This window comes from Pseudomonas sp. HS-18, from assembly GCF_020401845.1.
Lineage (GTDB): Bacteria > Pseudomonadota > Gammaproteobacteria > Pseudomonadales > Pseudomonadaceae > Pseudomonas > Pseudomonas nitroreducens.
This window is the reverse complement of sequence record NZ_CP084413.1, coordinates 2,638,714-2,658,188: the sequence shown is the minus strand read 5'-3', so window position 1 is coordinate 2,658,188 and position 19,475 is coordinate 2,638,714. Positions and strand designations below refer to the sequence as shown.

Here is a 19,475-nt window from a genome sequence, read left to right as displayed (position 1 = left end):
GTGCAAAGAAGCTTGCGGCGCTTTGCATGCAGCCAACTGGTGCTTTTGGATTCAAGAATGCACACATTTTGGGCAGAGCATACCGAGTCAGGATTTCATGCATAACGCTGATTACAGAGCCATCTCAACGGAAAAGGCACCTAACCACCCGGTCAGATTCCTGATCATTGGACGCGAAAATGTATACAAACCAGTGGATATTTCCCACGAACTTTGTCTACAGTGGCCGCACAACAAAAACAAGCGAGTCCTCAGCCATGAATGATCGTTCAGCTGTAGCGTCCGCCGGCGCACGCCCGGAAGACGAGAACCTCGGAATCGGCGCCAACCTGGCGTACGGCCTGCAACACGTTCTGACCATGTACGGCGGAATCGTCGCCGTACCCCTGATCCTCGGCCAGGCGGCCGGGCTCTCCCCCAGCGAAATCGGCCTGCTGATCGCCGCCTCGCTGTTCGCCGGTGGCCTCGCCACCCTGCTGCAGACCCTCGGCATCCCGTTCTTCGGCTCACAGATGCCGCTGGTGCAGGGCGTATCCTTCGCTGGCGTCGCCACCATGATCGCCATCCTCGGCGGCGGCTATGAGGGCGGCGGTCTGAATGCCGTGCTCGGCGCAGTCATGGCCGCCTCGTTCATCGGCTTCCTGATCACGCCGATCTTCTCGCGCATCACCAAGTTCTTCCCGCCGCTGGTGACCGGCATCGTCATCACCACCATCGGCCTGACGCTGATGCCGGTGGCCGCGCGCTGGGCCATGGGCGGCAACCCCAAGGCACCGGACTTCGGCAGCATGGCCAACATCGGCCTGGCCGCGCTCACCCTGGTGATCGTCCTGCTGCTGAGCAAACTGGGCAGCGCGTCGATCTCGCGCCTGTCGATCCTGCTGGCCATGGTGATCGGCACCCTGATCGCCGCCGCCCTGGGCATGACCGACTTTTCCCGCGTGGCCGAAGGCCCGATGGTGGCCTTCCCGGCGATCTTCCACTTCGGCATGCCGACCTTCCACATCGCCGCGATCCTGTCGATGCTGATCGTGATCATGGTGACCTTGGTGGAGACCTCGGCGGACATCCTCGCCGTGGGCGAGATCATCGGCACCAAGGTCGACTCCAAGCGTCTGGGCAACGGCCTGCGCGCCGACATGGCGTCGAGCATAGTGGCGCCGATCTTCGGCTCCTTCACCCAGAGCGCGTTCGCCCAGAACGTCGGCCTGGTGGCGGTGACCGGCGTCAAGAGCCGCTACGTGGTAGCCACCGGCGGCCTGATCCTGGTGACCCTCGGCCTGCTGCCGGTGATGGGCCGGGTGATCGCCGCGGTGCCCTCCTCCGTGCTGGGCGGCGCTGGCGTGGTGCTGTTCGGCACCGTGGCGGCGAGCGGCATCCGCACGCTGTCCAAGGTCGACTACCGCAACAACATGAACCTGATCATCGTCGCCACCTCGATCGGCTTCGGCATGATCCCGATCGCCGCGCCGAGCTTCTACGAGCACTTCCCCAGCTGGTTCGCCACCATCTTCCACTCGGGCATCAGCTCGGCGGCGATCATGGCCATCGGCCTCAACCTGCTGTTCAACCACTTCAAGACCGGCAACTCGGACCAGCAGTCGGTGTTCGTCGCCGCCGAGGAACGCACCCTGCGCTACCGTGACATCGCCGCGCTGAACGAGGGTGACTACTTCCAGAACGGCAAGCTGTTTGACGCCGAGGGCAACGAAGTACCGGTAATCGTCGACGATCACGACCACGACGAGCACCACGCGCCAGCGACCAGACCGCTCAAGCGCGAGACGGTGAACAGCAGCGCCTGATACTCGGTCAGACGTCCATGAAAAAGGCCCCTTCCGGGGCCTTTTTCATTCAGGGCGCCTGTTCCTGCTGCAGGGCCTGATCGATCAGCCGCCAGGTCTTCGGCCCCACTATGCCATCGGCCACCAGCTCGTGGTGGCGCTGGAACTCCCGCACCGCAGCTTCGGTCTTCGCGCCAAAATGGGCGTCCTCATCGGCACCACAGGCACGCTGGACAAGGCGCACCAGGTCACCTACCGCACCGCGCCGCAAGGTCGGCCGCGGTAACTGACCAGGCACCGTATCCGGCTCCAGGGCCGGGATCATCGGACGCAGGATCGCCTTGCCATCGAGTATCTCGCGCACCCTCGTGCGAAATGCCTCCATGTCGAAGGTCGGATCGTTCTTGCGCCCATGCGGCAGGGCGTACTCCTTGTGGCCGGCGCAGGCCTGTTCGTCCTGCCTCAGGTGCTTGAGAATGGCCGCGACACCGCGCTGGTAACTGTCCATCTGTACATCGCTCCAGGCTTCATCGAGCCCGGTGTTTTCCGCCTCGATGCCGATGAAGCTGCTGTTGCCGGAACTTATGCCTTCCCAGCTTCCCTTGCCGGCATGGTTGCAGCGGCCGGCGGCGATCACGTAGTAGGTGCCGTCACGCCCGAGCCCCAGCTGGGCCAGTGGCCCACTGAGGTCACGGCGCCCCTCGATCAGGGTCTTCAGGCTGGGCATATTGCCGCGCAACGGGCCAGCGGTGTGATGGCAGATCACGCCATGCACCTGCCCCATATCACCCACCCCGCGACTGCTCCAGCCGTCCACACGGGCGACTTTCAAGCCGGCGGCTTCGAGCACGTCCGGCAACCAGGTCAACGCGTAGTTCATGCTTGGACTCCTCCGGTAGCGGCGGGCAGGTCCTCGTCCGCGGTTTCCTCTTCGATGGGGCAATCGCAACCGTCGATCTCAACCTCCGGGTGCAGCATGACGACGCCAGGCGCCGACAGCCCCACCGGCGCCGCGAGCGGCGGCGCGGCAGCCTCCAGCAACGGCAGCATCAGCGGCGCCGAGGCGCCTCCCCCCGGAGGCGGATTGACTACCACCAGGCTCAGTTGGCGGCCCGTCAGCAGGTCCTCCTCCAGCAGCTGCACCGCCAGGCGAGTGCTGTCGCTGACGGTGGTTTCACGGCTCACGCCGTTGACCTGGACGACGGCGCCGCGCACGAAACCGCCGCCCTGCAGGCAGACATGGAGGGACTGGGCATCCACGGCGCCAGGCTGTGCGTCGGTCAAGGTCGGCACGGGGTTGCCCAGACCGTCGCGGCGCTTGTCGCTTTCACGGGTACGGAACAGGGTGTCGAACAGCTCGCCCAGCTTGTCGGTGGCCTGCTTGGCGAACATACCGGCAAGGCATGCCATGCCCACCAGGCCGTAGAGGTTGACGTTGACCACACCGTCATCGGCAGCCGCCGTGGTGCCGACGGTGAGGAATCCGCCGCGGATGACCAGGTAGAGCATCAGCGCGAGGATCATGCCGATAAAGGGCTTGAGGATGTACCACCAGATCCAGCTGGCCATGAAGCGGTCGTTGCCGACGAAGTCGCCGAACGACTTGGCGATATGCACGAAGCTGCCCAGGCCGCCCGCGACCATCACCATTACCAGCAGCCGGGCATCTGGGCCAGGGCACCAGCCGAGCAGGCATTGCGCGCCAGCATCGCCTTCGACACCGGCCAGCGGGAACTTCGGGTAGTGCTGCGGCCACAACGACACCAGCAGCCAGGCCAGCAGAAGGGAAAGGAAGATCAGGCCAGCGCCCATCGTCCATATCTGCAGACGATTCGCGCGACGGGTCCGGGGGCGTGTGTCCATAGTGGCTCCGGGCAACGAGGGATGGAAACGATCCCTGTCGCGAAGCGCCACGGCATGCGCCCAATGCTCCAACCACGGGCGCCTTCCGCGCATTCGCACGGCTGACAGTCCAGCTCACGTTAGCGCAGCGCAAAGGCTCTGCAAGGGGGCTTTGCGGATAAATTCGAGCGTATTGCCAACGTTACGTTGCAGCGCTGAAACAGCTGCTGTTTCAGCGCTGAAATCAAGCCGCTTCGGTTTCCGCGCCCGGCGCGTCCAGTAGCTCGATAAAGGCCCGCAGCGCCGGCGTATCGGTGCCGCGCCGCCAGAACAGCCAGGTCGTCGCATCGGCATGCTGCGGCGCCAGCCGGTGGATCGCCACGTTGCGACCGCCGGCCAGGCTGTCGAACATCCCCCGCGGGATGATCGCCACGCCGCCGCCCGCCGCGATGCAGGCGAGCATGCCGTGGTAGGACTCCATCTCGACGATCTTGCCCGGCACCACCCGGTGTTCGGCGAACCAACCCTCCAGGCGCTTGCGGTAGGAACAGGTATCGCGGAAGGCGAATACCGTCTCCCCCGCCACGTCCCGCGCGTCATGCACCGGCGCATGGTGCTTGGCGCTCATCAACACCAGCTCTTCTCGGTACACCGGCTGGCCGTCCAGTTGCGGGTGGTTGGCCGGGCCGTCGGCGAAGGCGGCGATGAAGCGGCCGGAGAGCACGCCGTCGATCATCTCGCCCGACGGGCCGGTGGACAGGTCCAGCTGTACCTTGGGGCAATTCTGGTGATAGCGAGCGAGCATCTCCGGGATGCGCACCGCCGCCGTGCTTTCCATCGAGCCCAGGGAGAACCCGCCGTGCGGCTCGGCGCCCACCGCGACCTGCCTGGCTTCCTCCACCAGATCGAGGATGCGCTCGGCGTAGTCGAGAAAGCTGCGCCCGGTTGGCGACAGACGCAGGCGCAGCTTCTCGCGGATGAACAGCTCGGTGCCCAGCTCCGCTTCCAACTGCTTGATCCGCGTGGTCAGGTTCGAAGGCACGCGGTGCAGACGGGCCGCAGCGGCGGTGATGCTGCCTTCGGTGGCGACGGCGCGGACGATTTCCAGCTGGGTCAGGTCCATCATTCTCTCCTGGAGAAAGAGTCTTTCTTGATTATTCATTTTACATGAATGGTTCGACATCTTAATTTCAGCGTCATTCCGGAGCCAGTGCGACCGGACGAACCGCCTCCTACAGAACAAGCAGGACTCACCATGAACCAGATCGCCGCCATCCCCGCTGCCATCTCCCGCAGCCCCGCCACCGGCCAGGAACTGGCCCGCTACACCTTCGAAGACGCCGCCCAGCTGGAAACCGCGCTGGCCCGCACCGACGCCGCGTTCCGCCAATGGCGCGACACCGGCATCGCCGAACGTGTCGCCGTGCTGCGCAAGATGGCCGAGGTGCTGCGCGCCAACGTCGAGCCGATGGCTCGCATGGAAGCGCAGGAAATGGGCATGCCGGTCACCCAGGCCCGTGGCGAGATCAACAAGTGCGCCAATCTCTGCGAGTGGTACGCCGACAACGGCCCGGCCATGCTCGAAGACGAGAAGACCAGCATCGACGGCGCGTACATCTCCTACCTGCCGCTGGGCCCAGTCCTGGCCGTGATGCCGTGGAACTTCCCCACCTGGCAGGTCATGCGTGGCGCGGTCAGCATCATCCTCGGCGGCAACACCTACGTGCTCAAGCACGCGCCCAACGTCATGGGCTGCGCCTATCAGCTGCGCGACGCCTGGCTGCAGGCCGGCCTGCCGGAAGGCGTGTTCGAGGTGCTGAACGTCGAGCCGCCGCTGGTCTCCAAGGCCATCGCCGATGACCGTATCGCCTCCATCGCCGTGACCGGCAGCGTCGGCGCGGGCGCCGCCATCGCCTCCCAGGCCGGTGCCGCGCTGAAGAAGTGCGTGCTGGAACTGGGCGGCTCCGACGCCTTCATCGTGCTCGCCGACGCCGACCTCGACGCCGCCGTGAAGGCTGCCGTCGCCAGCCGCTTCGGCAACTGCGGCCAGGTGTGCATCGCCGCCAAGCGCATGATCCTCGAAGAATCCATCGCCCCGGCCTTCACCGAGAAGCTGCTGGCTGCGGTGAAAGCGCTGAAGATCGGCGACCCGCTGGCAGACGACACCTTCGTCGGCCCCATGGCCCGCTTCGACCTGCGCGACGAGCTGGACGGCCAGGTACAGCAAGCCATCGCCGACGGCGCCACCCTGCTGCTGGGCGGCCACAAGCTCGACGGCGAAGGCAACTACTACGCGCCGACCGTGCTGGCCAACGTGCAGCCGGGCAACACCGCGTTCAAGAAGGAAATCTTCGGTCCCGTCGCCTCGCTGATCGTCGCCCGCGACGCCGAGCACGCCCTGGAACTGGCCAACGACAGCGAGTTCGGCCTCTCCGGCGCGATCTGGACTGCCGACAAGGCCAAGGCCCAGCACATGGCCCGTCGCCTGGTCAGCGGTGGCGTGTTCATCAACGGCTTCTCCGCTTCCGATCCGCGCGTACCGATCGGCGGCGTGAAGAAAAGCGGCTTCGGTCGCGAACTGTCGCACTTCGGCCTGCGCGAGTTCACCAACCCGCAGACCGTTTGGATCGACCGCAAGTAAGCCGCTCTGAAAGCAGAAGGCCCCTCTATCGCCAAGCGGTAGCGGGGCCTTTTTCATGGGCGATGTGCCGTGCGTTTCGTTCAAGGCAGAAGGGCCTTTGCAGGGGCAGACTTCTTGCTCGCGAACCGGACCGAAGTCCGTCATCAAGCCGTAGGGCGCATAACCTGGAACAGGTTATCCGCCGGCTCATCCTTCGGCGGATAACGCTTGCGCGTTATGCGCCCTACAAGAACTTGAGGCGCTTCTGCATCAGGGCTTGGCCGCGCCCTTCTTCAGCTGCAGGAGCTCACGGGTGCTATGCCGGAGATTCTCGGCCAGGCTGCCCTGCTCGTTGAAGCAGTCCTCGACGAGCCAGCCGCCTGACGTGCGATGCAACAGCAGGCCAAGGTCGCGGTCCTCCCCGGTCAGTGCATCCTTGAGCACCACCCGGGCCTTGATTCGCTCATCGTCCACCGGCGCAAACTCCAGCGACTTCACCTTGATATCGCCCCAGTCCTGGCAATCGCATAGCGGGTCGCCACCCAGGTAGCCCAGCTCGCCATCGGCGGCGTCCTGGTCGGCCTTCATCAGGGCGATCAGCGAGGCATCGTAGACGTCCTCTTCCTTCAGCGACGGGTTCGGCACGCCCGGCCCGTCCGGCGAATAGCTGGCGTACAACTGGCGCAGGAAGCGTTCCGCGCTGGCGGTGTCGACCGCCGACGTCGAAGCCGCGAGCGAGGTATCGAAGAGCGTCAGCAGGATCAGCGACAGGGCAAAGGCGGATCGCAGGAAGGCCATGGGATTCTCCATCGGGCAGCCGTACATCATCGCCTGGCGCAGCCTCGAAAATCCGTGAAGTGGTTAAAGCTGCGGGCGATAGCCCTGGGCGAGCAGCCAGCCCTGGAAGGCTCGACGCCGTTCCGGCGGCAGGTCCGCCAGCACCTGGGCTTCCGGCTCCGCGCGCAGCCGCCGTAGCCAGGGCGCCAGTTCCAGGCCGTCGAGGTGCCAGATGCCCAGCGGCTGATCGGCGCTGACCACCACTTCCGCCTCATCGACGAACTCGCCCTTCAGGACCGGTGCACGCTCGATGCGCAGGCTGGCGAAATCCGCAGGCACGTGGCTCGGCTGCTCGTCCGGCCACCCGCGGCGAGCCTGCCAGAACGGCTGGCCACTCCATTGTTCTTCGCTGGCATAAAAGTCACGGCCAACGCGGGCGAAGCGCAGGAACAGCTGCTCGACCCGTTGCCGGTGGAAGCGCTTGGCCAATTCAGCCCGCTCCGGCGCGCGCAGCAGCGTGTTGATCACCAGCGGCGCCTGCAAGGCCGAGGACAGCGACTGGAAGATGCCATTGCCCGACAACGGGTCCACCGCCATCGCCGCATCGCCCACGCGAATCCAGTTATCGCCGCAAGCCTCCAGGCAGAGGATCGCCGTGCTGCTGCGGGCGTGCAGGTCCAGTTCGCGCTCCTCGGCATCCCCGAAAAGTTGCCGGACCAGCCTCGACGCGCGGCGGCGCTCGCGGCAGTAGTCCAGCAGTTGCTCGCGGGGCGGCAGTTGGCTGCTGGCGACGTCCAGAGTGAGCTGCCAGTAGCAGCGCCCATCCTCCAGCCGCGCCATCCACGCCCAGCCGTCGGGCAGACTCTCCACCGCTGTCGCCAAAGGACCGGGCTCGCCCCGCCAGCGATTCAGCAGGCTGAGGGTTTCCGGGCCGCGCCGGGCCTTCTGGCCCTTTTGATTCAATGGTGCCTGGCGGCCGCGGGCTTCGACGAGGAAGGCGCCCTGCACTACCCGGCCGTCATCCAGCGTCACGCGCCAAGCAGCGCCGTCTTTCTCCACTGCCAGCACCTGCGCTTCGATCAGCTCGACACCGGCTTGGGTCATGTCCTCGCGCAGCCCGGCATCGAAGCGCGGACGGTCGAGGATGCATTCGATGTTCTGCGCGCTTTCCACGCCGTTCCAGTGCACGCGACGCTGTGAGGGTGGCGCGGCGCACTCCAGCGCATGCCGCAAGCCGGCATTGCGCAGGCCTTCGAGTACGCGCTGGGAGACACCTTCGACGGCGGCGAAGCGGCGCCATTCGCTGATCACTGTGACGGGATGACCGAGACGGCGCAGGCCGAGGGCGACGGCGGCTCCGGCGGGGCCGGCGCCAAGAATCAGGATCGGGCGTTCACTCATGCTACGGAGGCCCTCACCCTAGCCCTCTCCCAGAGGGAGAGGGGACTGATCGGCGTGCATGGGGATTTCTGTTCACGCCGAGGGCTGCAGCAAAGTCTCAGAACTGAATGCCTGCAGAGGACGGCTCTCTCCCGGAGGGAGTAGGGACTGATCGGCGTGCATGGGAGTTTCTTCGCACGCAGAGGGCCGCGGGAAAGTCTGCGTAATGAACGCTTGCAGAGGACGGCTCCCTCTCCCTCCGGGAGAGGGTTGGGGTGAGGGGAAAGATCTCGACCATGACTCACAAACTCACCTTCCGCTCGATCCCCCGAAAAGCTGCCCGCTCCCGCATCAGCTCAATGAGCTGCACATTGGAAAGCTCCGGTCGTTCCACCAGCAATGCCGCCAGATGCCCGCAAAAAGCCGCACACCCCAGGCTCGCCCCGGAACGCCCGCCGACCTTCACCGCCGCGCCAAAATCCGCCTGCGGACTATCCAGCCAGGACCACTCGCCTTCACCGCAGCGCGCATCACCCGTCACGCGAATCACACCCGGATAACCTGCCGGAAACACCGCTTCCCCCCGCGCCGGGCTGGACGCGCAAACGATCAGGCCGGCTTCGACCAGTTCCGCCACGGCATCACGCAGGATCGGCCGATCCTGGCGCACGCCCAGGCTCAGGTTGATCACCCGCACACCCTGCTCGCCGAGCCAGTGCAGCGCAGCGGCGATCTGCAGCGGGCTGGTCACGCCGCGTTCATCGAAGACCTGTGCAACAGACAGGCGAGCATCCGGCGCACGGGTAAGGACGGCTTCGCAGACAGCGCTTCCGTGGCCAAGGGCATCCACCTGGGGTTCGCTTCCAGCATGGCCGGTGTCGGTGAGGAAGAAACGGCGCGCAGCGCTGACACTCGCTGACTGCGACTCGGCAAAACCGCTATCGACCACCCCAACCCGCAGCTCAGGCCTCATGTCGCTGCACCGGCTGCGCTGCGCGCACGCGCATCTGCCCGTCCTGCAATTCCAGATACAGGTCGGCGGCGGCCAGGGTCGAGGTGCGATGGCTGATCAGCAATCGCGTACGCCCGGCAAACAACTGGTCGATGGCCGCGATCACCTCGCGTTCGGTGCTCTCGTCCACTTGCGAAGTGGCCTCGTCCAGCACCAGGATCAGCGGGTCCTGCAGCAGCGCGCGGGCAATGGCGATGCGTTGCTTCTGCCCACCGGACAGCTGCTGGCCGCGCTCGCCCAGCGGGCTGTCGAGGCCTTCGGGCAGGCTGGCGATCAGGCTGTCCAGCTGCGCGGCGCGAGCGGCCTTCTCGATGGCCTCGCGGCTCGACTCGGGTGCGCTGTAGGCCAGGTTGTCGGCGAGGCTGCCGCGGAACAGCACGATGTCCTGACTGACCACCGCCACGCGCCGGCGCAGGGCTTGCAGGTCGAGTTCGCGCAGGTCCACGCCGTCCAGCAGGATGCGCCCCTTGTCGGGGTCGTAGAAGCGTTGCAGCAAGTCGATCAAAGTGCTCTTGCCGACGCCTGATGGGCCGCTCAGCGCGACTTTCAGGCCGGCAGGAATCACCGCCTGTACGTCCAGCAAAACGGCTTGCGCACGGCCCGGCCAGGCGTAGCTCAGGTTCTCCAGGCGCAGCTCGCCAATCGCAGGCATGGCCCGTGGAGTGACCGGTGAAACGATGCTGGCTTCCTCGCCGCGCAGTTCCATCACCCGGCCAAGGCTGACCGTCATGCGCTGCAACGCGACATACAGGCCGAGCAGGCTCTGCACCGGCCCGATGGCCATGCCCAGGTACGTGGAAAAGGCGATCAGCGAACCCAGTTGCCAGGTGCCCTGCACCACCCAGTAGCCACCGACCAGGAAGGCGCAGGCGCGGGACAGCGACATCAGCGTGCCCGGCACGGCCTGGGTGAAGAACTCGGTGAGCTGCAGGCGCAGCAGCTGGCCCAGATAGCCCTGCCCCAGGCCTTCCAGGCGCCCGGCTTCGCGGTTCTGCTGGCCGGCGGACTGGATGAACTTCATTGCCGGCAGGGTCTCGACGAAGAACGACGAAAGGTCCGCCGAACGCTCGCGCAAACCGCGCGCCTCGCGCTCGACCTTGCGCCGCATCCAGCGCAGCCAGAGCACGTCCAGCGGAATCAGCAGCGCCACCAGCAGCGACAGTTTCCACGACAGGGTCAGCAACAGCACCAGCGCGCCAACCAGGCCGATCACGCTGGAAACCGCGGAGAACAGCGAGTCCACGGCGAAGCGCTGGATTTCCGCGACATCGCCATCCAGCCGGGACATCAGGTCGCCGATGCGACGGCGGCCGAAGAAGCTCGGCGAAAGCGTCTGCAGGTGGCGGTACAACGCATCGCGCAAGGCGAACAGGATGCGCCCGGACAGCCGCGTGTGCAGGTAGCGGTTAAGGCCGGACAACGCCGTACCCGCCAGGCCGACGATGATCATCGCCACCGCCACCGTCACCAGCACCGGGAAGTCCTTCGCCAGCAGGCCGTCGTCGATCAGCGTCTTGGTCAGCCAGGGCTGCGCCAGCACCAGCAGGGATGCGCAGAACGACAACCCGAGCAGGCCGGCGATGGCCGCCTTGTGCGGCCTCACGAAGCCGTACAGCCAACGCAGCGAAGCCTTGAGCGCCTGCGGATCGTCGCTCTCGATCAGGCGGGTGAAGAACATCAGCCCACCTTGAGTTGCTTGAGCTTGCGGTACAGCGTGGCGCGGCTGATGCCCAGCGCATCGGCAGCGGCGGAAACGTTGCCCTGGTGGCGCTCCAGCGCCTGGCGGATCAACTCCAGTTCGTTCTCGCGGATGCTGCCGCTCTGCGGCCGCTCGCCGGCGGCGAGTTCGTCGAGAGTGCTGTCGGGCAGATGGTCGAGGCCAAGTTCCTCCTCGCCCTCCTCGCGCATGGCCAGCGCGGTGCGCAGGACCATCTCCAGCTGGCGGATGTTGCCCGGCCAATGGTATTCGCGCAGCAGGCCGAGCAGTTCGGCTGAAAGTTTCACCTTGGGTGCGCCCAGGCGTGCCAGTAGACCTCTGGCGAGCTCGGCGAGGTCGTCGCGTTCGCGCAGCGCCGGCAGCTTCACGCTGATGCCGTTGACGCGGTAGTAGAGGTCCTCGCGGAAGTGCTTTTCCTCCACCAGGCGCTTGAGGTCGCGGTGGGTGGCGCAGATCAGTGCGACGTCGATGTCCTGCTCTTCGCCGGCGCCCAGCGGCGCCACCTTGCGCTCCTGCAGTACGCGCAACAGCCGCGCCTGCAGGGCCAGGGGCATATCGCCGATTTCATCGAGGAACAGCGTGCCGCCGTGGGCCTGCTGCAGCCGTCCGACCATGCCGCCGCGCCGAGAGCCGGTAAAGGCGCCGTCGCGGTAGCCAAAGAGTTCGGACTCGATCAGGCCCTCGGGAATCGCCGCGCAGTTCACCGCGACGAAGGGCTTGTCGCTGCGCGCGCTGGCCTGGTGCAGGGCACGGGCCACCACTTCCTTGCCGCTGCCGGTTTCGCCCAGCAGCAGCACGGGCAGTTCGTTCACCAACCCCTGGCGCGCCATGCGCAGGGCACGGGCGTAGCGGGGGTGATTGCCGGCCAGAGCTTCGAGTTCGGGGCCGGCCGCCGGGCGCGGTGCACGCGTACTGACCGGCACCGCATGGCTGCGCAGCGGCGCTTGCAGGGTCTTGTAGAACAGCTCGCCCTTGGGCGTCTGCAGGCTGCCCACGCCGCCCTGGTATAGCCGCGCGATGAGCTGCTCACCGCGCACGCCGAGGAAATCTTCACTGCGCCGGCCGACGAGGGCTTCGCGGTTGGCGCCGAGCAACTGGCAGGCCTGGCCGCTGACGGCCAGCACCTTGCCGTCCAGCCCCAGCGCCAGCAGGCCCTGCCAGGCGGAATCGAGGTACTGGCGGCGGTAATGGAAGGCGATCACCACCTGTCCCGGATGGCTGACAGCGAACAGCCGCGCCTCGATCTGGAACACCGCGAGGCTGAGCAGCGAGAGGCTTTCCCGCGGACCGGAAAGCGGCCCTTCGCGGGTCATGTCGAGCACACCGAGCAACGTGCCTTGCGGCCCCTCGATGGGCACCGAGGTGCAGGAGAAGCGGCTCAGGCGGTCGAGGAAGTGTTCGCCGCAGTCGATCTGCGTGGCGCGCTTTTCCACCAGCGCGGTGCCCAGGGCGTTGGTGCCGCGGGAAGCTTCACTCCAGCAGGCGCCCTGGACGATATCGGCCAGGCCCTTGCTCTGCATGCGCTCGCGCGCGCCTTCGACGGACAGGATGGTGGCGTCGGCGTTGGCCAGGATGATCACGCCATCGTGGCCCTGGCGCTGCTGCAGGTAGTCGAGCTCGGGCGTGGCGGCGTCGAGCAGTAGGCGATTGCCGGCCAGCAGCACGTCGGGCTTCACCCGCGTGTCGAGGCCGTGCTCGGTGCCGCTGGCGCAGTCCAGGCCGTGGCCGAGGCTGCGTCGCCAGGAGGCGTCGATTTCCTCGCGGAGCACGCCGCTGGGCACTTCGCCCTCCTGCTGCAGGTGTTCACGGGCAAGGTGGGCTTCGCGCAACAGGTTGCTGCTTATTGTTCTTGTCGTCATGCATCGCTCCGGTAGGTTCCGCGCCCTCTTTCAGGGCACGGAACTCGCAGGCTGGTCAGGGCTGTGTACACCCGCCGGCGGCGTCCGTAAAGGGGAAGCCCCTGGTGGGAAAGGTTAGAGGCGACCACGAGGCAATTCCCGCGCCATCCACCTTTCCTACGCCACCTGCGAGGTGTGTTGACAGTGACCCAAGGCAGGTTTACGTTAACGTAAAGGTAAACGACCGAGCAAGAAGATTCCCATGCCCACGACCTACACCATCTCCGAGCTGGCCCGCGAACTGGACGTCACCACCCGCGCCATCCGCTTCTACGAGGAGCAAGGCATGCTCAGCCCCGAGCGCCGTGGCCAGGAGCGCATCTACAGCGCCAAGGACCTGGTAGCCCTGAAGCTGATCCTGCGCGGCAAGCGCATCGGCTTCTCGCTGGCCGAGTGCAAGGAGCTGATCGACCTCTACGACCCCAGCAGCGGCAACACCAGGCAGCTGCAGACCTTCCTCGACAAGATCACCGCGCGCCGCGCGCAGCTTGAGCAACAGTTGCTCGACATCGAGCAGATGAAACTGGAACTGGACACGGCCGAGGAGCGCTGCCTGGCGGCCATGGCCGAGACCGACAAACCCCGCAAGCAGCGCGCCACGAGCTGATCTCGCCGCCCTGCCCGCTCTCTCATCCGCATATAAATACAAGTACAGGTGATTCCATGAGCTACCCCTCCCTCAACTTCGGCCTCGGCGAAACCATCGACATGCTGCGCGAGCAGGTGCAGGGCTTCGTCGCCAGCGAACTGGCCCCGCGCGCCGCGCAGATCGACGCCGACAACCTGTTCCCCATGGACATGTGGAAGAAGTTCGGCGACATGGGCCTGCTCGGCATCACCGTGGCGGAGGAATACGGCGGCGCCAACATGGGTTACCTGGCCCACGTCATCGCCATCGAGGAAATCAGCCGTGGCTCGGCGTCGGTCGGCCTGTCCTACGGGGCGCATTCCAACCTGTGCGTCAACCAGATCAAGCGCAACGGCAACGCCGAGCAGAAGGCTAAGTACCTGCCCAAACTGATCAGCGGCGAGCACATCGGCGCCCTGGCCATGAGCGAGCCCAACGCCGGCTCCGACGTGGTATCGATGAAGCTGCGCGCCGAGAAGCGCGGCGACCGCTTCGTCTTGAACGGCAGCAAGACCTGGATCACCAATGGCCCGGATGCCAACACCTATGTGATCTACGCCAAGACCGAACCGGAAAAAGGCGCCCACGGCATCACCGCGTTCATCGTCGAGCGCGACTGGAAAGGCTTCAGCCGTGGCAGCAAGTTCGACAAGCTGGGCATGCGCGGCTCGAACACCTGCGAGCTGTTCTTCGATGATGTGGAAGTGCCGGAAGAGAACGTGCTGGGCGCAGTCAACGGCGGCGTAAAGGTGCTGATGAGCGGCCTGGACTACGAGCGCGTGGTTCTTGCCGGCGGCCCGATCGGCATCATGCAGGCGTGCATGGACGTGATCGTTCCCTACATCCACGACCGCAAGCAGTTCGGCCAGAGCATCGGCGAGTTCCAGCTGATCCAGGGCAAGGTCGCCGACATGTACACCCAGCTCAACGCCAGCCGCGCCTATCTCTATGCCGTGGCCCAGGCCTGCGACCGTGGCGAAACCACCCGCAAGGACGCCGCCGGGGTGATCCTCTACACCGCCGAGCGCGCGACCCAGATGGCCCTGGACGCCATCCAGATACTTGGCGGCAACGGCTACATCAACGAGTTCCCCACCGGCCGCCTGCTGCGCGACGCCAAGCTCTACGAGATCGGCGCCGGCACCAGCGAAATCCGCCGCATGCTGATCGGCCGCGAGCTGTTCAACGAGACCCGCTGAGCAGCCTGAGAGCACCCTCACCCTAACCCTCTCCCGGAGGGTTAGGGAACTGAGCGGTGCCGGCTGAACCTTCAGCGTTCCGATTGCGCCCCCTCTCCCTCAGGAGCGGGGCGCGCAGCCAGGGTCGGGGTGAGAGAAAAGCCCCCGCACCGAGCTCAACCTGATGGAGCCCCCATGGCCATCCTGCACACCCAGATCAACCCGCGTTCCCCCGACTTCGCCGCCAACGCCGCGACCATGCTGGAGAACGTCCAGGACCTGCGCGCCGTCCTCGGCCGCGTCCATGAAGGCGGCGGCGCCGCCGCCCAGGCCAAGCACACTGCGCGCGGCAAGCTGCTGGTGCGCGAGCGCATCAACCGCCTGCTCGACGCCGGCTCCCCTTTCCTCGAAGTCTCCGCCCTCGCCGCCCATGAGGTGTACGGCGAAGACGTCGCCGCCGCCGGCGTGGTCGCCGGCATCGGCCGCGTGGAAGGCGTGGAATGCATGATCGTCGGCAACGACGCCACGGTAAAAGGTGGCAGCTACTACCCGCTGACCGTGAAGAAGCACCTGCGCGCCCAGACCATCGCCCAGCAGAACCGCCTGCCGTGCATCTACCTGGTGGACTCTGGCGGCGCCAACCTGCCGCGCCAGGACGAAGTCTTCCCCGACCGCGAGCACTTCGGCCGCATCTTCTTCAACCAGGCCAACATGAGCGCCCAGGGCATCCCGCAGATCGCCGTGGTGATGGGCTCCTGCACCGCCGGCGGCGCCTACGTGCCGGCGATGAGCGACGAGACCATCATGGTGCGCAACCAGGCCACCATCTTCCTCGCCGGCCCGCCGCTGGTGAAGGCCGCCACCGGTGAAGTGGTGAGCGCCGAGGACCTGGGCGGCGCCGACGTGCACTGCAAGACCTCCGGCGTGGCCGACCATTACGCCGAGGACGACGAGCACGCGCTGGCCATCGCCCGCCGCTGCATCGCCAACCTCAACTGGACCAAGCAGGGCCAGCTCAACACCCGCGCCCCGCGCGCGCCGCTGTACGCCGCCGACGAGCTGTACGGGGTCATTCCGGTGGACAGCAAGCAGCCCTTCGACGTGCGCGAGATCATCGCCCGCCTGGTCGACGGCAGCGAATTCGACGAGTTCAAGGCGCTGTTCGGCACCACCCTGGTGTGCGGCTTCGCCCACCTGCACGGCTACCCGGTGGCGATTCTCGCCAACAACGGCATCCTCTTCGCCGAGGCCGCGCAGAAAGGCGCGCACTTCATCGAACTGGCCTGCCAGCGCGGCATCCCGCTGGTGTTCCTGCAGAACATCACCGGCTTCATGGTCGGCCAGAAGTACGAGGCCGGCGGCATCGCCAAGCACGGCGCCAAGCTGGTCACCGCCGTGGCCTGCGCCCAGGTGCCGAAGTTCACCGTGATCATCGGCGGCAGCTTCGGCGCCGGTAACTACGGCATGTGCGGCCGCGCCTACGACCCGCGCTTCCTGTGGATGTGGCCCAACGCGCGGATCGGCGTGATGGGCGGCGAACAGGCTGCCGGCGTGCTGGCCCAGGTCAAGCGCGAGCAGGCCGAACGCGCAGGCTCTGCGCTGTCCGCCGAAGACGAGGCAAAGATCAAGGCACCGATCCTCGAGCAGTACGAGCGCCAGGGCCATCCCTACTATTCCAGCGCCCGCCTGTGGGACGACGGCGTGATCGACCCGGCGCAGACCCGCGACGTGCTCGGCCTCGCCCTCTCCGCCTCGCTCAACGCGCCTGTCGAAGCAACCCGCTTCGGCGTCTTCCGCATGTAAGGCCGCAGCCATGACCGACTATCAGACTTTCTCTTTTGAGAGCATCGAGCTCGATATCGACCCGCGCGGCGTCGCCAGCCTGTGGCTGAACCGCCCGGAGAAGAACAACGCCTTCAACGCACAGACCATCGCCGAGCTGATCCAGGCACTGGACACCGTGGCCAACGACGACCGCGTACGCCTCGTCGTGCTGCGCGGCCGTGGCCGCCACTTCTGCGGCGGTGCGGACCTGGCGTGGATGCAGGAGTCCGTGAAGCTGGACTACCAGGGCAACCTGAACGACGCCCAGCAACTCGCGGAGTTGCTCTACAACCTGCACCAACTGAAGAAGCCGACCCTCGCCATCGTCCAGGGCGCGGCGTTTGGCGGCGGTGTCGGACTGGCCGCCTGCTGCGACATGGTGCTGGCCGCCGAGGACGCGCAGTTCTGCCTGTCCGAAGTGCGCATCGGCCTGATCCCGGCCACCATCGGCCCCTTCGTCACCAAGGCCATCGGCCAGCGCGCCGCCACCCGCTACGCAATGACCGCCGAGCGCTTCAGCGGCATCCGCGCGCGAGAGTTGGGCCTGGTGGACGAAACCTATCCGGCGGCCGAACTGGACGACGAGGCCGAAGCGTGGATCGCCAACCTGCTGAACAACAGTCCGGCGGCCCTGGTCGCCTGCAAGGCGCTGTTCCACGAAATTGGCGCCGGTGATCTCAAGCCCGAATTGCGCCGCTACACCGAAGCCGCCATCGCCCGCATCCGCATCAGCCCCGAGGGGCAGGAAGGCCTGCGCGCCTTCCTGGAGAAGCGCAAGCCGGCCTGGCAGGAGCAAGTCTGATGAAGAAGATCGATACCCTGCTGGTGGCCAACCGCGGCGAGATCGCCTGCCGCGTGATGCGCACCGCCAAGGCCCTGGGCCTGACCACCGTGGCCGTGCACAGCGCCACCGACCGCAATGCCCGCCACGTCGAAGAGGCGGACATCGCCATCGACCTGGGCGGCGCCAAACCGGCTGAAAGCTACCTGCGCGCTGACGCCGTGCTGGCCGCCGCGAAGGCCGCTGGTGCCCAGGCCATTCACCCTGGCTACGGCTTCCTCTCGGAGAACGCCGGCTTCGCCCGCGCCTGCGAAGAGGCCGGGCTGATTTTCCTCGGCCCGCCGGCCAGCGCCATCGACGCCATGGGCAGCAAGTCTGCGGCCAAGGCGCTGATGGAAACCGCCGGCGTACCGCTGGTGCCCGGCTACCACGGCGAGGCGCAGGACTACGCCACCTTCCAGCGCGAAGCGCAGCGCATTGGCTACCCGGTGCTGCTCAAGGCCGCCGCCGGTGGCGGTGGCAAAGGCATGAAGGTCGTCGAGCGCGAGGCCGAACTGGCCGAGGCGCTGGAATCCGCCCAGCGTGAAGCGCAGTCCGGTTTCGGCGATTCGCGCATGCTGGTGGAGAAATACCTGACCAAGCCGCGCCACGTGGAAATCCAGGTGTTCGCCGACCAGCACGGCCACTGCCTGTACCTCAACGAGCGCGACTGCTCGATCCAGCGCCGCCACCAGAAGGTGGTGGAAGAAGCGCCGGCACCCGGCCTCTCCGCCGAACTGCGCGCCGCCATGGGCGAGTCCGCTGTGCGCGCGGCCCAGGCCATCGGCTACGTCGGCGCCGGCACCGTGGAGTTCCTCTACGACGAAGGCAGCGGGCAGTTCTTCTTCATGGAAATGAACACCCGCCTGCAGGTGGAACATCCGGTCACCGAAGCCATCACCGGCCTCGACCTGGTCGCCTGGCAGATCCGCGTCGCCCGTGGCGAGCCGCTGCCGATCACCCAGGAACAGGTGCCGCTGAACGGCCATGCCATCGAAGTGCGCCTGTATGCCGAAGACCCCGAGGGCGGCTTCCTGCCCGCCAGCGGCCATCTGGCGCTGTACCGCGAACCCGCCGCCGGCCCCGGCCGCCGCACCGACAGCGGCATCCGCGAGGGCGACGACATCTCGCCGTTCTACGACCCGATGCTGGCCAAGCTGATCGCCTGGGGCGAGAACCGCGAGGAAGCGCGCCAGCGCCTGCTGTCGATGCTCGCCGAAACCGCCGTTGGCGGCTTCAAGACCAACCTGGCCTTCCTGCGCCGCGTGCTGGCCCATCCGGCCTTCGCCGACGGCGAGCTGGACACCGGCTTCATCGCCCGCTACCAGGACACCCTGCTGCCCGCTCCGACCGCACTGCCCGAGCGCTTCTGGCAACTGGCCGGCGAAGCCTGGGTGCAAAGCGAAGCCACCCGCGTGCGCGGCGACGACGCCCATTCGCCCTGGTCCGCCCAGAGCGGCTGGCGCAGCGGCCTGCCGGGCGAGACCGACCTGCACCTGCTGGCCAAGGGTGAGTCGCACGTGGTGCGCCTGCGCCATGCCGATGGGCAGCGCATCGCCCAGCTCGAGGGTCAGTGGCTGGATGTGAAGGACGGCGAGATTCGCCGCCGCCATCAGGTGATCCGCCGTGGCGACAGCCTCTATCTGGAGTGGAACGGTGAACTGGTCAACGTGCAGCGTTTCGACGCCATCGCCGAGGCCGAAGCCGCGCATTCGCACCAGGGCGGCCTGGGCGCGCCGATGAACGGCAGCATCGTGCGCATCCTGGTCGAACCGGGGCAGAGCGTCGAAGCCGGCGCCGCACTGGTGGTGCTCGAAGCGATGAAGATGGAACACAGCATTCGCGCGCCGCACGCCGGCGTGGTGAAATCGCTGTATTGCAGCGAGGGCGAACTGGTGTCCGAAGGCACCGCGCTGGTCGAACTGGAAGAAGCGCCGGCCTGACCCCGGCTCTTGTAGGGCGCATAACGCGCCAGCGTTATCCGCCACCAGGCAA

General features: G+C 66.6%; 15 protein-coding genes. 7 read left to right on the top strand and 8 right to left on the bottom strand.

Annotated features, from left to right (window positions below; all coding sequences use genetic code 11):
• Positions 1 to 257 precede the first annotated feature (257 nt).
• Entirely contained in the window at positions 258 to 1,805 is a 1,548-nt protein-coding gene (locus tag LDJ84_RS12470) for a nucleobase:cation symporter-2 family protein (RefSeq protein ID WP_024765586.1), read from the top strand.
• Positions 1,806 to 1,854: 49 nt separating this feature from the next.
• Here LDJ84_RS12470 and LDJ84_RS12465 read toward each other — a convergent pair whose 3' ends face one another.
• The 3 genes from LDJ84_RS12465 to ptrR all read right to left on the bottom strand — a co-directional run bounded on the left by LDJ84_RS12465 (position 1,855) and on the right by ptrR (position 4,749).
• Entirely contained in the window at positions 1,855 to 2,664 is an 810-nt protein-coding gene (locus tag LDJ84_RS12465) for an N-acetylmuramoyl-L-alanine amidase (protein ID WP_226046401.1), read from the bottom strand.
• Positions 2,661 to 3,647 (bottom strand): hypothetical protein, encoded by a 987-nt coding sequence (locus tag LDJ84_RS12460; RefSeq protein ID WP_024765588.1) that lies wholly within the window; start codon positions 3,645 to 3,647, stop codon positions 2,661 to 2,663. Before LDJ84_RS12460 ends, LDJ84_RS12465 begins: the two co-directional genes overlap by 4 nt.
• Positions 3,648 to 3,870: 223 nt before the next feature.
• Positions 3,871 to 4,749, bottom strand: a complete 879-nt coding sequence (gene ptrR / locus LDJ84_RS12455) for a putrescine utilization regulator PtrR (protein WP_024765589.1) — start codon at positions 4,747 to 4,749, stop codon at positions 3,871 to 3,873.
• Positions 4,750 to 4,881: 132 nt separating this feature from the next.
• On the opposite strand from ptrR, the gene LDJ84_RS12450 reads away from it, so the two are divergent.
• The gene (locus LDJ84_RS12450) at positions 4,882 to 6,267 is read left to right on the top strand and encodes an NAD-dependent succinate-semialdehyde dehydrogenase (RefSeq protein ID WP_024765590.1); all 1,386 of its coding nucleotides are present in this window, start codon (positions 4,882 to 4,884) and stop codon (positions 6,265 to 6,267) included.
• Between the two features lie 249 nt (positions 6,268 to 6,516).
• Here LDJ84_RS12450 and LDJ84_RS12445 read toward each other — a convergent pair whose 3' ends face one another.
• From LDJ84_RS12445 to LDJ84_RS12425, 5 genes are all read right to left on the bottom strand, one after another.
• The gene (locus LDJ84_RS12445; protein ID WP_038803153.1) at positions 6,517 to 7,044 is read right to left on the bottom strand and encodes a DUF3828 domain-containing protein; all 528 of its coding nucleotides are present in this window, start codon (positions 7,042 to 7,044) and stop codon (positions 6,517 to 6,519) included.
• A gap of 63 nt (positions 7,045 to 7,107) precedes the next feature.
• Positions 7,108 to 8,424 carry an NAD(P)/FAD-dependent oxidoreductase gene (locus LDJ84_RS12440; RefSeq protein WP_024765592.1) on the bottom strand — a complete coding sequence of 439 codons (1,317 nt, stop codon included), beginning with the start codon at positions 8,422 to 8,424 and terminating at the stop codon, positions 7,108 to 7,110.
• Between the two features lie 280 nt (positions 8,425 to 8,704).
• On the bottom strand, positions 8,705 to 9,376 hold the full coding sequence (locus LDJ84_RS12435) for a S8 family serine peptidase (protein WP_226046400.1): 672 nt from the start codon (positions 9,374 to 9,376) through the stop codon (positions 8,705 to 8,707).
• The gene (locus LDJ84_RS12430) at positions 9,366 to 11,093 is read right to left on the bottom strand and encodes an ABC transporter ATP-binding protein (RefSeq protein ID WP_226046399.1); all 1,728 of its coding nucleotides are present in this window, start codon (positions 11,091 to 11,093) and stop codon (positions 9,366 to 9,368) included. The genes LDJ84_RS12435 and LDJ84_RS12430 overlap by 11 nt, the downstream gene beginning before the upstream one ends.
• Positions 11,093 to 12,991, bottom strand: a complete 1,899-nt coding sequence (locus LDJ84_RS12425; protein WP_084359756.1) for a sigma-54-dependent Fis family transcriptional regulator — start codon at positions 12,989 to 12,991, stop codon at positions 11,093 to 11,095. The genes LDJ84_RS12430 and LDJ84_RS12425 overlap by 1 nt, the downstream gene beginning before the upstream one ends.
• Positions 12,992 to 13,232: 241 nt before the next feature.
• Between LDJ84_RS12425 and LDJ84_RS12420 the strand changes: the two genes are divergently transcribed.
• The 5 genes from LDJ84_RS12420 (at position 13,233) to LDJ84_RS12400 (ending at position 19,423) form a co-directional block, all read left to right on the top strand.
• Complete coding sequence (locus tag LDJ84_RS12420) at positions 13,233 to 13,637, top strand: MerR family transcriptional regulator (protein WP_024765595.1); 405 nt, start codon at positions 13,233 to 13,235, stop codon at positions 13,635 to 13,637.
• Between the two features lie 56 nt (positions 13,638 to 13,693).
• The gene (locus LDJ84_RS12415) at positions 13,694 to 14,857 is read left to right on the top strand and encodes an isovaleryl-CoA dehydrogenase (protein ID WP_024765596.1); all 1,164 of its coding nucleotides are present in this window, start codon (positions 13,694 to 13,696) and stop codon (positions 14,855 to 14,857) included.
• A 174-nt stretch (positions 14,858 to 15,031) separates the two neighbouring features.
• Positions 15,032 to 16,639, top strand: a complete 1,608-nt coding sequence (locus LDJ84_RS12410; protein WP_084359757.1) for a carboxyl transferase domain-containing protein — start codon at positions 15,032 to 15,034, stop codon at positions 16,637 to 16,639.
• Between the two features lie 10 nt (positions 16,640 to 16,649).
• Positions 16,650 to 17,462, top strand: a complete 813-nt coding sequence (locus tag LDJ84_RS12405) for a gamma-carboxygeranoyl-CoA hydratase (protein ID WP_084359758.1) — start codon at positions 16,650 to 16,652, stop codon at positions 17,460 to 17,462.
• A complete protein-coding gene (locus tag LDJ84_RS12400; protein WP_169887811.1) occupies positions 17,462 to 19,423 on the top strand; it encodes an acetyl/propionyl/methylcrotonyl-CoA carboxylase subunit alpha in 1,962 nt (653 codons plus the stop codon). Before LDJ84_RS12405 ends, LDJ84_RS12400 begins: the two co-directional genes overlap by 1 nt.
• The last annotated feature ends 52 nt before the right edge of the window (positions 19,424 to 19,475 follow it).